Origin of the sequence: Zobellella denitrificans (assembly GCF_002237365.1) — a bacterium.
Lineage (GTDB): Bacteria > Pseudomonadota > Gammaproteobacteria > Enterobacterales > Aeromonadaceae > Oceanimonas > Oceanimonas denitrificans.
Window position 1 is genome coordinate 26883 of record NZ_NMUO01000029.1, and the last position, 12405, is coordinate 39287.

Annotated in this window: 13 protein-coding genes; 4 read left to right on the forward strand and 9 right to left on the reverse strand. The window is 65.9% G+C overall.

Features of this window, described 5'->3' with window-relative positions:
* The first annotated feature begins 45 nt into the window (after nt 1-45).
* Nucleotides 46-675: a LysE family translocator gene (locus CGX12_RS08395; protein ID WP_094039437.1), complete on the forward strand. Its 630-nt coding sequence runs from the start codon at nt 46-48 to the stop codon at nt 673-675.
* A gap of 31 nt (nt 676-706) precedes the next feature.
* Here the strand turns inward: CGX12_RS08395 and CGX12_RS08400 are convergent, their stop codons facing one another.
* The 8 genes from CGX12_RS08400 to lptM form a co-directional block, all read right to left on the reverse strand.
* A complete protein-coding gene (locus CGX12_RS08400; RefSeq protein WP_157772337.1) occupies nt 707-979 on the reverse strand; it encodes a YecH family metal-binding protein in 273 nt (90 codons plus the stop codon).
* A gap of 34 nt (nt 980-1013) precedes the next feature.
* On the reverse strand, nt 1014-3182 hold the full coding sequence (gene uvrD / locus CGX12_RS08405) for a DNA helicase II (protein ID WP_094039439.1): 2169 nt from the start codon (nt 3180-3182) through the stop codon (nt 1014-1016).
* 192 nt (nt 3183-3374) lie between these two features.
* Nucleotides 3375-4082, reverse strand: a complete 708-nt coding sequence (locus CGX12_RS08410; RefSeq protein WP_094039440.1) for an HAD-IA family hydrolase — start codon at nt 4080-4082, stop codon at nt 3375-3377.
* Between the two features lie 74 nt (nt 4083-4156).
* Nucleotides 4157-5095, reverse strand: coding sequence for a tyrosine recombinase XerC (gene xerC, locus CGX12_RS08415; protein WP_094039441.1), 939 nt, complete (start codon nt 5093-5095; stop codon nt 4157-4159).
* The gene (locus tag CGX12_RS08420; RefSeq protein WP_094039442.1) at nt 5082-5765 is read right to left on the reverse strand and encodes a DUF484 family protein; all 684 of its coding nucleotides are present in this window, start codon (nt 5763-5765) and stop codon (nt 5082-5084) included. Before CGX12_RS08420 ends, xerC begins: the two co-directional genes overlap by 14 nt.
* On the reverse strand, nt 5762-6589 hold the full coding sequence (dapF, locus tag CGX12_RS08425; RefSeq protein WP_368073549.1) for a diaminopimelate epimerase: 828 nt from the start codon (nt 6587-6589) through the stop codon (nt 5762-5764). The genes CGX12_RS08420 and dapF overlap by 4 nt, the downstream gene beginning before the upstream one ends.
* Before the next feature lie 9 nt (nt 6590-6598).
* Nucleotides 6599-7855 carry a diaminopimelate decarboxylase gene (gene lysA, locus CGX12_RS08430; RefSeq protein WP_094039443.1) on the reverse strand — a complete coding sequence of 419 codons (1257 nt, stop codon included), beginning with the start codon at nt 7853-7855 and terminating at the stop codon, nt 6599-6601.
* 11 nt (nt 7856-7866) lie between these two features.
* A complete protein-coding gene (gene lptM / locus CGX12_RS19530; protein WP_142995592.1) occupies nt 7867-7989 on the reverse strand; it encodes an LPS translocon maturation chaperone LptM in 123 nt (40 codons plus the stop codon).
* 72 nt (nt 7990-8061) lie between these two features.
* Between lptM and cyaY the strand changes: the two genes are divergently transcribed.
* Nucleotides 8062-8373 carry an iron donor protein CyaY gene (gene cyaY / locus CGX12_RS08435; RefSeq protein ID WP_094039444.1) on the forward strand — a complete coding sequence of 104 codons (312 nt, stop codon included), beginning with the start codon at nt 8062-8064 and terminating at the stop codon, nt 8371-8373.
* On the opposite strand, the gene CGX12_RS08440 is transcribed toward cyaY, so the two are convergent.
* The gene (locus CGX12_RS08440; RefSeq protein ID WP_232513352.1) at nt 8370-10877 is read right to left on the reverse strand and encodes a class I adenylate cyclase; all 2508 of its coding nucleotides are present in this window, start codon (nt 10875-10877) and stop codon (nt 8370-8372) included. The genes cyaY and CGX12_RS08440 overlap by 4 nt on opposite strands.
* A 194-nt stretch (nt 10878-11071) precedes the next feature.
* Between CGX12_RS08440 and hemC the strand changes: the two genes are divergently transcribed.
* The gene (gene hemC, locus CGX12_RS08445) at nt 11072-12001 is read left to right on the forward strand and encodes a hydroxymethylbilane synthase (protein ID WP_094039446.1); all 930 of its coding nucleotides are present in this window, start codon (nt 11072-11074) and stop codon (nt 11999-12001) included.
* Nucleotides 11998-12390: a uroporphyrinogen-III synthase gene (locus tag CGX12_RS08450; RefSeq protein ID WP_094039447.1), complete on the forward strand. Its 393-nt coding sequence runs from the start codon at nt 11998-12000 to the stop codon at nt 12388-12390. Before hemC ends, CGX12_RS08450 begins: the two co-directional genes overlap by 4 nt.
* The last annotated feature ends 15 nt before the right edge of the window (nt 12391-12405 follow it).

Here is a 12405-nt window from a genome sequence, read left to right on the forward strand (position 1 = left end):
CGCCAGCACCCTAGGCTGTGAGCATCCCCCTCACCGGAGCCGCACATGGACACCTCCCTTCTTCTCACCATAGGATTCATTCACCTGGTGGCGCTGGCCAGCCCGGGGCCGGACCTGGCGCTGATGCTGCGCTTCTCGGCCCGGCGCCGGGCCGCCCTGGGCGCGGCCAGCGGCATCGCCGCCGGCATACTGGTGCACAGCCTGCTCAGCCTCACCGGCATCAGCCTGCTGATCCAGGGCCAGCCGCTGCTGTTCAGCCTGGTGCGACTGGCCGGCGCCGCCTACCTCGGCTGGCTGGGCTGGGGCGCGCTTAAGGCATCCCTGACACCGGCTGCGAACAGGCTCACCGCTGCGTCCGGGGTGCCGGAGCAGGGCTTCTGGGCCGGCTTCAGCACCAATCTGCTCAACCCCAAGGCGCTGGTGTTCTTTATCGGCCTGCTCGCCGCCCTGGTCGGGCCCGAGGTGGGCTGGCTGACCCGGGGCCTGCTGGTGCTGGAGCTGTTCCTGCTCAGCCTGCTGTGGTTCCTGGCCCTGGCCTGGTGGCTGTCGTCGCTTAAGGTGCAGGCCCGGCTGCTGGCCTGGAGCCGGCCGGTCAACGCCCTGTGCGGCCTGCTGTTCTGCGGCGTGGCCGGCTCCATCCTCTGGCTGGTGGCGGGTGAATTGGCGGGAAGCTAGGGCGGGCCGGCCAAACGCCGGCCCGAAAGGGTCAGTGTGCGCAGACTTCGGCGAAGTTGAGCTGCCAGCCCTGCTCGGTCAGCACCAGCTTGCCCTTGGCCTGCATGATGGGCAGCAGTTCGTCCAGGCTCAGATCCTGGTGGGAGCAGGTGCAGAAACGGGCCGCCTCGCCGAAGCGTTCGGCCGCGAAGGCGTGGATATCGGCGGCGGGCACCGGCCGGGCGTGGGCCAGCAGGGCGTGCAGCAAGTCGTGGGCGTGGGTCATCTCGGTCTCCGGATTGAACAAACGGCGCTGTTGTACCATGGCCGCCGGCTCCCGACGCTGATCGACATCAAACTCAGACCGCTTCCAGCCTGGCATAGGCGGTGACCAGCCATTTGCTGCCGCCGTCGTCGAAGTTGACCTGCACCCGGCTCTGGGCGCCGGCGCCCTCGAAGTTGAGCACCACCCCCTCGCCGAACTTGGGGTGCAGCACCCGCTGGCCCAGGCGGAAGCCGGTCTGGTCGAAGGTCTCCTGCACCCGGTCCTGGCTGAAGCGGCCGTTGGGCAGGGCCCGGGTGACTTTCGCCTTGAGCCGGATCTCCTCCAGGCAGTCGGCGGGCAGCTCCTTGATAAAGCGGCTGGGCCGGTGGAACATCTCCCGGCCGTAGAGGCGGCGGCTCTCCGCATGGCTGATATAGAGCTTGTGCATCGCCCGGGTCATGCCCACGTAGGCCAGCCGGCGCTCCTCCTCCAGCCGGCGGCTCTCCTCCGCCGACAGCTGGCTGGGGAACATGCCCTCCTCCAGCCCCACCATGAACACCAGCGGGAACTCCAGGCCCTTGGCCGAGTGCAGCGTCATCAGCTGCACCGCGTCATCGAACTGATCCGCCTGGCCCTCGCCCGCCTCCAGCGCCGCGTGGGACAAAAAGGCCGACAGCGGCGACATCTCGTCCTCCTCCGCCGGACTGAACTGGCGGGTGGCGCTGACCAGTTCCTCCAGGTTCTCCACCCGGGACTGGGCCTTCTCGCCCTTTTCCGCCAGGTACATGGCCTTGAGCCCGGACAGCTCGATCACCCGATCGGTCTGCAGGTGCAGCGGCAGCTCCCGGGTGTCGTCCTCCAGCTGGTTGATCAGCGCCAGGAAGCGGCTCACCGCCGAGGCGGCCCGGCCGGTGAGGATTTTTTCCTCCACCAGCGCCCAGGCCGACTGCCACAGGGTCTGCTGGCGGTCCCGGGCGGCGTCGCGGATCAACCCCAGGGTGCGTTCGCCGATGCCGCGGGTGGGGGTGTTGACGATGCGCTCGAAGGAGGCCTCGTCGCCCCTGTTGTTGATGAGGCGCAGGTAGCCGAGGGCGTCCTTGATCTCCTGGCGCTCGAAGAAGCGCAGGCCGCCGTAGATGCGGTAAGGCAGGCGCTCCTGGATCAGCGCCTCTTCCAGCACCCGGGACTGGGCGTTGTTGCGGTAGAGGATGGCGGTTTCGCTTAAGCTTCCGTCCTGCTGGCGCCACTGCTTGATGCGCTCCACCACGAAGCGGGCCTCGTCCACCTCGTTGAAGGCGCTGTAGATGGCGATGGGCTCGCCCTCGGCGCCCTCGGTCCACAGCTCCTTGCCCATGCGCTCGGCGTTGTTGGCGATCAGGGTGTTGGCGGCCTTGAGGATGGTGCCGGTGGAGCGGTAGTTCTGCTCCAGGCGAATGGTCTCGGCGCCGGGAAAATCGGCCAGGAAGCGGGCGATGTTCTCCACCCGCGCCCCGCGCCAGCCGTAGATGGACTGGTCGTCGTCGCCCACTATCATCACCCGGGCGCGGTCGCCGGCCAGCATCCGCAGCCAGGCGTACTGGATGCTGTTGGTGTCCTGGAACTCGTCCACCAGGATATGGCGGAAGCGGTCCTGGTAGTGCTGCAATATGTGCGGCTTGTGCAGCCACAGTTCGTGGGCGCGCAGCAGCAGCTCGGCGAAGTCCACCAACCCGGCCCGGTCGCAGGTGTCCTGATAGACCTGGTAGATCTGGCGGTAGGTCTTCTGCAGCGGATCGTTGAGCACCTGGATGTCGCCCGGGCGCAGGCCTTCATCCTTGCGGGCGTTGATAAAGCCGGCGGCCTGGCGCGGCGGCCACTGTTTTTCGTCCAGGTTCAGGCTCTTGAGGACGCGGCGCAGCAGCCGCAGCTGATCGTCCGAGTCGAGGATCTGGAAGTCCTGGGGCAGGTTGGCGTCCAGGTGGTGGGCGCGCAGCAGCCGGTGGGCCAGGCCGTGGAAGGTGCCGAGCCAGAGCCCGAACAGCCGCCCGCCCAGCAGTTGCTCCACCCGGCCGCGCATCTCGGCGGCCGCCTTGTTGGTGAAGGTCACCGCCAGGATGGCGGAGGCCGGCACCTGCTCCACCTGCATCAGCCAGGCGATGCGATGCACCAGCACCCGGGTCTTGCCGCTGCCAGCCCCGGCCAGCACCAGCATGTTCTGGGAAGGGGCGGCCACCGCCTCGCGTTGCTTGTCGTTCATGCCGTCAAGCAGGCTGGATACATCCATCTTGGCTCCTGTCTCGTTCTCTTATCGAGTGCAACACCGAACCGTCAAAGAGGGACAGAGGATGGGCTAAGCCAACCGTCGATGGCATGGATGCCATCGTCGAGCATACAGGGAAGTACTTGCTGCGTGTTGGCGTGGCCACCCTCTGTCCCGATAGCACAGAGGCTGACCGGCATTGCGATATGGCGGCGATTATAACAGCTCCAGCAGCTGCTCCAACCGCTCCAGGGCCACCTGGGGCAGACAGTGCAGATCCGCTTCGCTGCGGCCGTTGTCGTTGAGCCACACCGCCTGGCAGCCACTGCGTACGGCGCCGGCCACGTCGGTGTTGATATGGTCGCCGATATGCAGGATCTCGGACGGCGCCACCCCCAGCCGTTCGGCCAGGGTCAGGAACAGGTCCGGCGCCGGCTTCATCCGGCCGTCGGGCCCGGCCCTGAGCACCACCTCGAAATAAGGCGCCAGCTCGGTGCGCTCCAGCGGCAGGTTGCCGTTGGTGATCACCGCCAGCCGGTGACGCCGGCCCAGGGTGGAGAGCACCCTGTGGGTCACCTCGGGCACCCGTATTTTGCCGCGTTCGGCCAGAAAACCCTGGTAATACTCCTCGGCCAGCATCTCGGCCCTGTCCCCGGCCACGCCCTGGCGGAGCAGGCCCTCGGTCAGCACCGCCCGCCGGCAGGCGCTCACATCGTGGGCCAGTGCGGGCCGCTCCTGCAGCAGTTGCCGCTTGATCGCGGCCAGTTGCTCCTTGCCGAGCAGGGTCGACTCGGGGTGATCCTGCTTCAGGGCGTCGAGCAGCCAGGCTTCCGCCGCCGCCATCACCGGCACGTTGTCGTACAGGGTGTCGTCCAGATCGAAGCTGAGTACCTTGACGGGGCCGAGTCGTTTGTAAAAGCGCATCCTGGATTCCGGGTAAAGGGCAGTGAGGGGATTCTAACCAAAAAACCGGGGACGAGTCCTGGAAATTGGGGCGGCTATTCCTCTTCCTTGCGCCGTTTGGCCCTGGGATGGGCCTGGTCGTAGGCCTTGGCCAGGTGCTGGAAGTCGAGATGGGTATAGATCTGGGTGGTGGCGAGATCCGCATGGCCCAGCAGCTCCTGCACCGCGCGCAGATCGCCGCTGGACTCCAGCATATGGGTGGCGAAGGAATGGCGCAGCTTGTGGGGATGCACATGGCTCGACAGCGCCTGCTGTTGTCCGCGCTTGGCCAGGCGCAGCTGCACGCTGCGATGGGAAATGCGCCGCCGCTGCTGGCTGACGAACAGCGCCGGCTCGTCCGGCCCGGCCAGCTCATTGCGCACCGCCAGCCACTTCTCCAGCCAGTCCAGCGCCATCCGCCCCACCGGCAGGATGCGCTCCTTGTTGCCCTTGCCGATCACCCGCAGCTGGCGTTCGGCAAACTGCACGTCGCCCAGGTTCAGGCCGACCAGCTCGTCCAGGCGCAGGCCGGAGGAATACAGCAGCTCCATGATGGCCCTGTCCCGCACCGTCAGGGGGTCGGACTCGTCGAGGTTCATCAGCTGGTGCAGCTCGTCCACGTCCAGGTTCTTGGGCAGGGGCCGGCCCTGCTTGGGGGCGCTGACCCCCTTGGCGGGATTGGCGGACAATACGCCCTGCAGCACCAGCCAGTCGCAGAAGCTGCGCAGGGCGCTGAGCTGGGTGGCGATGGAGCGGGGCGACAGCCCCTGCTTGTGCAGGCGGGTGGCGAGGCCACGCACATGGGACACGGTCAGCGCCCGCCATTGGCCAAGGTGCAGCTCGACCAGCTGGCCGGCCATGGCGTACAGGTGGCGGCCGTAGCCGTCGCGGGTGTGGGCGCTCAGCTGGCGCTCTACCCGCAGGTATTCGAGGAAGTCGGCGATGGCCGCGGCCGGCTCAGGCGCGGCCGGCCGGGTCGGCTCAGGGCTGGCCATCGGCCACCAGCCGGGGCAGCAACTGGGCGAGGAAGTCGGCGAGCTGGCGGATGATCAGGGTGTCCATGCCCGACCGGTAGTGGCCGCTGTCGCCGCTGCCGAAGGCCAGCAGTCCCATCTCCCCTGCCCGGCCCAGGCGGATCAGGGCACAGGAGTTGACCAGGGCATCGCCGAACAGCCGCTGCTTCTCGTCCTTGCCGAGCCGGCCCAGATAGACGTCCTGGCCCGCCATCCGCTCCCGGTACAGCCGCTCCAGCTGCTCGCCGGGCAGGGCTCGGGGCAGGTCGCGCCAGCGGGCGTCCGGTACCAGCCGCACCGCCGACACCCGCAGCTGCTCCCGCAGGGTGCGCCCCATGCACTGTTCGAGCTCGGCCAGGTCGCCGCACTCGAACAGGCGCGGATAGAGATCCAGGTACACCCGGAAGATGCGCTCGTTCTCCCCGGCCACCGTCATCAGCTGGGTGATCTCCTCCTCCAGGGCATGGATGCGCTGGCGCTGGCGCTCCAGCTTGGCCTCCACCAGGGAGACGCTGCCGCGTTGCTCGTGGGGCAGGCGCAACTGCTCCAGCAGGCCCCGCTGGCGCAGAAAGAAATCCGGCCGGGCGGCCAGGTAATCGGCGATACGGCTTTCATCCAGCCCGGCTTCGGCCAGTCGGGTTCTGTCGGTCATAGGTTGATCTGTCCGTCGAAGACGTGTTCCGCCGGGCCCGTCATGTACACCGGCTTGCCCGGTCCCTTCCAGGCGATGGTGAGGCTGCCGCCGGGCAGGTGCACCTGCACCCGCTCCGCCAGTTTGCCCCAGCTCATGCCGGTCACCGCCGCCGCGCAGGCGCCGGTACCGCAGGCCAGGGTCTCGCCGGCGCCGCGCTCGTACACCCGCAGGTTGATCTCCCGGGCGTTGAGCACCTGCATAAAGCCGACGTTGACCCGGGCCGGGAAGCGCTCATGGCTTTCCAGCTCGGGGCCCAGGCTGGCCACCAGCTCGGTGTTGATATCATCCACTTCCAGCACGCAGTGGGGGTTGCCCATGGACACGGTGCCGCACAGCACCGTCTGGTCCTGGGTGCGGATCAGGTAGGTCTTCTCCGCCTTCTGGGCCTTGAACGGAATATTGGCCGGCTCGAAGTCGGGCACCCCCATGTTGACGGTGACCTGGTTGTCCTTCTCCAGCTGCAGCACTATGTTGCCCTTCTGGGTGCTGACGTTGATCCTGTCCTTGTTGGTCAGCCCCTTGAGCCGCACGAAACGGGCGAAGCAGCGGGCGCCGTTGCCGCACTGCTCCACCTCGGAGCCGTCGGCATTGAAGATGCGGTAGTGGAAATCGAGCTCGGGATCATAGGGTGGCTCCACCAGCAGCAGCTGGTCGAAGCCGATGCCGAAATGGCGATCGGCGAGCTGGCGGATCACCTCGGGATTGAAGAACACCTTCTGGGTGACGCCATCGACCACCATAAAGTCGTTGCCGAGCCCCTGCATTTTGGAAAAGTGGATCACGCTTACCTCTTATGCGCCGGGCAGCAGGCTCTCGCCCCGCCACAGCTCGGTCAGTTGTTCCCGCTCGCGCACCACATAGGCCTGGTCCCCGTCCACCATCACCTCGGCGGCCCGGGGCCGGCTGTTGTAGTTGGAGGCCATCACAAAACCATAGGCGCCGGCGGAACGCACCGCCAGCAGGTCGCCCTCGGTGATGGCCAGGGTACGGTCCTTGCCGATAAAGTCGCCGGTTTCGCACACCGGGCCCACCACGTCGTAGACCGCCGGCTCCCGCTGCAGGGTGGAATCCACCGGTATGATGGCCTGCCAGGCGCTGTACAGGGCCGGGCGGATCAGGTCGTTCATGGCGGCGTCGACGATGGCGAAATTCTTGGCCTCGCCCGGCTTGAGGTGCTCCACCCGGGTCAGCAGCACGCCAGCGTTGGCGGCGATGGCGCGGCCCGGCTCGAACACCAGGGTCAGGTTGCGGTCCTGCAGGCGGGCCTTGAGCTGCTCGGCGTAGCGGCTGGGCTCGGGCGGCGCTTCCTGGTCGTAGCGCACGCCCAGGCCGCCACCCACGTCCAGGTGATGGATGTGGATGCCGTCCTCGGCCAGGCCGTCGATCAGCACCAGCAGCTTGTCCACCGCCTCGAGGAAGGGCGCCAGCTCGGTCAGCTGGGAGCCGATATGGCAGTCCACGCCGTTGACCGCGAGGTGGGGCAGGGCCGCCGCCTGGCGGTAGATGTCCCTGGCCTGCTCGATGGGAATGCCGAACTTGTTCTCTTTCAGGCCGGTGGAGATATAGGGATGGGTGCCGGCGTCGATGTCCGGGTTGACCCGGATGGACACCGGTGCCTTGACGCCCATCTCGCCCGCCACGCTGTTGATGCGCTCCAGTTCGGCCACCGATTCGACGTTGAAGCAGAAGATCTGCTGCTCCAGGGCGAAGCGGATTTCGTCGACCCGCTTGCCCACGCCGGAAAACACCACCTTGCGCGGATCGCCGCCGGCGGCGATCACCCGGCACAGTTCACCCTTGGAGACGATATCGAAGCCCGAACCCAGCCGCGCCAGCACGTTCAGCACCGCCAGGTTGGAATTGGCCTTGACCGCGTAGCAGATCAGGTGGTCCACCTCGCCGGCGGCCTGGTCGAAGGCCTTCCAGTGGCGCTCCAGGGTGGCGCGGGAATAGACGTAGAGGGGGGTGCCGTGCTGTTCGGCCAGGCGGGTGAGATCGCAGGCCTCGCCGTAGAGGCGGCCATCGTCCTGATAATTAAAGTAATCCAAGGTAGTTTCCTTTACGACTGCTCAACCTGAGTGGGTTCCTGGCCGGCCTCGGGCAGGGTCAGCGGGCCCTTGAGGCCACAACCCGCCAGGCTCAGGGCCAGGGCGACCAGCGCGGTCAGCTTGAATTTGTTCATCGTATGACTGTGAATATGGTTTAGGGCTCTTATAATCGCATTCAGATTCTCAAAAGCAATAGGAAGCGGGCAATGAACGACAGTGAATTCCACGCCTTGGCGGACGCCATTTACCAGCATATCGAGGAGTGCATCGACCAGAGTGGCGAGGACATCGAATGCGAGACCGTGGGCGGGGTCATGACCCTCACCTTCGAAAACGGGATCAAGTTCGTGATCAACCGCCAGGAGCCGCTGCACCAGATCTGGCTGGCCACCCGGGAAAACGGCCATCATTTCGCCTACCGGGACGGCCAGTGGATCGACAACCGCCAGGGCCACGAGCTGCTGGCCTGGGTCAGCCTGCAGGCCAAACGCCAGGGCGGCGCCGAACTCGTGCTTTAACCCAAACAGGCCCGGGGATCGTCCTTGACGGTGCGATAGGGCAGTACCCGGGGCTGGCCGTCGGCGGCCACGATTTCATAGTACTGGGGCAGGTTGAAGTTGGCGAAATGGCTCTGCCCCACCCCGTGCTCGTGATGGGAGGTGTAGAAGCGGTTGATGCTCTGCACCAGTTCGTCCTTGCTGCCCGACACCTGGCGATACACCTCGACCCGGTTGGCTTCGTCCAGGATGTAGAGGTTGTAGCCGTCGCCGGCGTCCTCGAAAAAGAACTGCATCAGGCCTTCGCTGGCGTAGGCATCCACTATGTCCGGCACCGCCTTGTCGTCCTGCTGATCCAGGCGCAGGGCGTGGCGGGACTGCTTCTGGCTGGACAGCTGGCGGTAGAAGTCCACCGCGTTTTCCATCTTCTGCACGCTGACCCCGCGCCGCTCAAAAAAGATGCCGTACTTGTCGCCGCCCAGCACCAGGGTCTTGATGGTGCTGCCCTGGGCGCGCGCCAGGCGCAGGCCGATGCATTCCTTCACCAGTTGCTCGAAACGGGTGCGGATCAGGCTGCGGAAGTTCAGGCTGTAGCAGTGCACGTCCAGGCTCTCGGGCGCGTTGGCGTCCTGATGCATCTTGCCGAGGATGGTGGTCAACGCCTCCACCACGGCGGTGGGCCCGCTGAAGTGCAGGGTGCGGATCTCGTCCCAGGAGTTGCGGTAGATCAGATCCACCGAGCCCACCAGGTTCTCCAGCTGATGGCCGAAACTGAAGGGATCGCTGGTCTTGGCGCTGAACTCGATGGCCCTGTTGCGCCAGCGGGCGGTGGGGTCGGTTTCAAGGTTGAGGAAGATGCCCAGGTTGCGCACCTCGCAGGGCCGGCTCAGGGCCAGGTTGGTCGGCGCCGGAGTCCGCACCGGGAAGATGCGCGCCAGATCGCCGCAGAATTCCTGCAGATGACGCCGGGTCAGATCGGTGTTCTGGTTGAACAGGTGCAGCCGGGTGCTGGGCACCAGCAGGCCGTTGAAATGGGCCCAGGCCACCAGCTTGCCGACATAGCCGCTGTACTCGAGCGGGCTGCGGCCGATGATGTCCCCCGGGGCCAGGCCGCACTTGTACAGGTACCAGCCGGCGGGGTTGACCCGGCCTTCCGGCACCTGCACCAGGCTGATGTCCGGCTCGCTCAGATCCGGGGCAATCTTGAGGTTGATCAGCTGCACCTTGCCCGGCAGGTTCTCGAAGGCGGCGTAGAGCTTGCGCGACAGTATGCCGATGTCTTCCGGGTTGATGCACTCGCTGATGTTGTTGCGCCGGGCGAACTGGATCAGGTTGCGGTAGCTCTGCATCAGGGCTTCGAGCAGCTCGCCGTAGGCGGCCTTGACCTCTTCCACCTTCCAGTGGGCCCGGTCATCGAGCCGGGCCAGCTTGTCCGCCGGCCAGCCCCAGGCCGCCACCAGCCGGTTGATCAACTTCCGCCGCCAGGCGTACTGGGCATCGTTGCCGTGGGTGCGGTGCAGCCCTTCCGACACCTTGAGGTAGAAACAGCGCCGCACCAGATCGAGCCGCTTCTCGTCGCCGATGGACTTGAGATAGCCGGTCACCTTTTCCAGCATCAGCATGTAGTGATCTTGGTACTCGTCCAGCACCTCGGATGACTGGAAGTGCCCCTTGAGGTGGCGGCACAGCAGCTGGGTATCCGGGTACTCGTGGGAATAGGCTTCCATCAGCACCGTTTTGAGCACCGCCTTGTAGGGCGAGTCGATGCCCTTGTACAGCTGCCACAGGGCCGAGCCGAAGTACTCTTCCGCCGGTATGCGGGCGAAACCGCCCAGATCCAGCCATTCGTCGGTGTTGAGGGTGCCGTTGGCGAACTGCTCGGCCACGAACTGATCGTACTTGGGTCCCAGCTTGCCGGGGGCGAACATCCACACCAGCCGTTTGCCGGCGATGCGCAGGTTGCTGCGATAGAACTCGTCCAGCAGCAGCAGGTGCTGGGCGCTGCCGCAACTCTCGCCCTGCACCCACTGCTGGTTGTCGGTACGGAACTTGTTGTCGGGGATCAGGAACAGGTTAAGCTCCACCTGGCGCTGCTCCGCCCATTTGGAGATCAGCAGGCACTTCTGCTGCAGCAGCTCGACCCGCTCCGGGGCCATCTGGTGGGAGTAGCAGACCCAGACGTCCAGGTCGGAATGGCGGCACTGGCCGATGGACGAGGTGCTGCCCATGGAATAGAGGCCGAAGATCTCGTTCTTGCCGTGCTGCAGCCCCTGGTGGCCGTTGGCCGCCTGACACAATTCGTCGATGAACTCCTGCTGGCGTTCGTTGGGGCGGAAGTGGCAGACACCCGCGGGCACGTCCCCGGGCAGGTAACCCGGCAACAGGGGGTGATGGTAGTGCAACAGCACCGGCAGCAACTGGAATACCTGCTGGCCGTAACGACTCATCACCGCCAGGGCGCGAGCCTGCTTCTGCTGGTTAAACTGGTCACATCGCTCGACGAGCCGGTGAAAATTCGCGTGCAAGGTACAGGCCTTCGTTGGACCGACACAGACCCGGGACAGGTCAAAAGTGTGATCATGGTAACAATTAGCCAGTAAATGAACAATATCTGCCATGACACATTTTCGCAACATCCTGACTACGCAGCTTTCTTCCCTGAAATACGCCGGCAGGAATGATAGTATCGACCCATTGATGGACAAAGGAAGAGATTCAAATGGCAAACCGCATCATCCGCATCGCCACCCGCAAGAGCCTGCTGGCCCTGTGGCAGGCCAATCACGTCAAGGACCGGCTGGAGCAGTTGCACCCCGATGTCACTGTCGAGCTGGTGCCCATGACCACCCAGGGTGATGTGCTGCTCGATACTCCCCTGTCCAAGATCGGCGGCAAGGGCCTGTTCATCAAGGAACTGGAGCAGGCCATGCTGGACGGCCGGGCCGACATCGCCGTGCACTCGATGAAGGATGTGCCGGTGGAATTTCCCGAGGGCCTGGGCCTGACCGTGATCTGCGAGCGGGAAGATCCGCGCGACGCCTTTGTTTCCAACCAGTACCAGAGCCTGGACCAGCTGCCCGCCGGCGCCGTGGTCGGCACCGCCAGCCTGCGCCGCGAGTGCCAGATCCGCGCCCGTCGCCCGGACCTGGTGGTCAAGACCCTGCGCGGCAACGTGCAGACCCGGCTGCGCAAGCTGGATGAGGGCGAATACGACGCCATCATCCTCGCCGCCGCCGGCCTCAAGCGGCTGGAGCTGGAAGCGCGCATCGCCTGCCTGCTGAGCCCGGACGAGAGCCTGCCCGCCAACGGCCAGGGTGCCGTGGGCATCGAGTGCCGGCTGGACGACCCCGAACTGCTCGCCCTGCTGGCGCCACTCGACCATGCCCCCACCCGGCTGCGGGTGGTCGCGGAGCGAGCCATGAACCAGGGCCTGCAGGGCGGCTGCCAGGTGCCTATCGGGTCCTACGCCGAGCTGGAAGGAGACAAGCTCTGGCTGCGCGGCCTGGTCGGCCGCCCCGACGGCAGCCAGATCATCTTCGACGAGATCACCGGCCTGGCCAGCCAGGGTGAAGCCCTGGGCGCCGAGCTGGCCAAGCGGCTGCTGGCCCGCGGCGCCGACAAGATACTGGACGAGGTGTACCACTCATGACGCCGCTGGTGGTGCGCCCCGAGCCCCAGAACCAGGCCCTGTGCCAGGCCCTGGCCGAGGCAGGCCACCGGCCCCTGGCCTGCCCGCTGCTGAGCTTCGACGAAGGGGCCGAGCTGGCTCTGCTCCCGGAGCAACTCGCCACCCTCGGCCAAGGGGATTATGTGATAGCGGTCAGCGTACCGGCGGTGACTTTCGCCGATAATGCGCTGAAACGGCTGGGTCTGGCCTGGCCGGCCTGCGGCTACGTGGCCGTGGGCGAAGCCACCGGCCGGGCCCTGGCTGCCGTGGGGGGGGTGCGTTATACAAATCCGGCGGTGCCGGCCAAAAGAGAGGTGGGGGATGTCGGTGCTGACGCAGCGATGTTAACAAGTGACAAGTTGTATCATTGAAACCAATATGTGAGG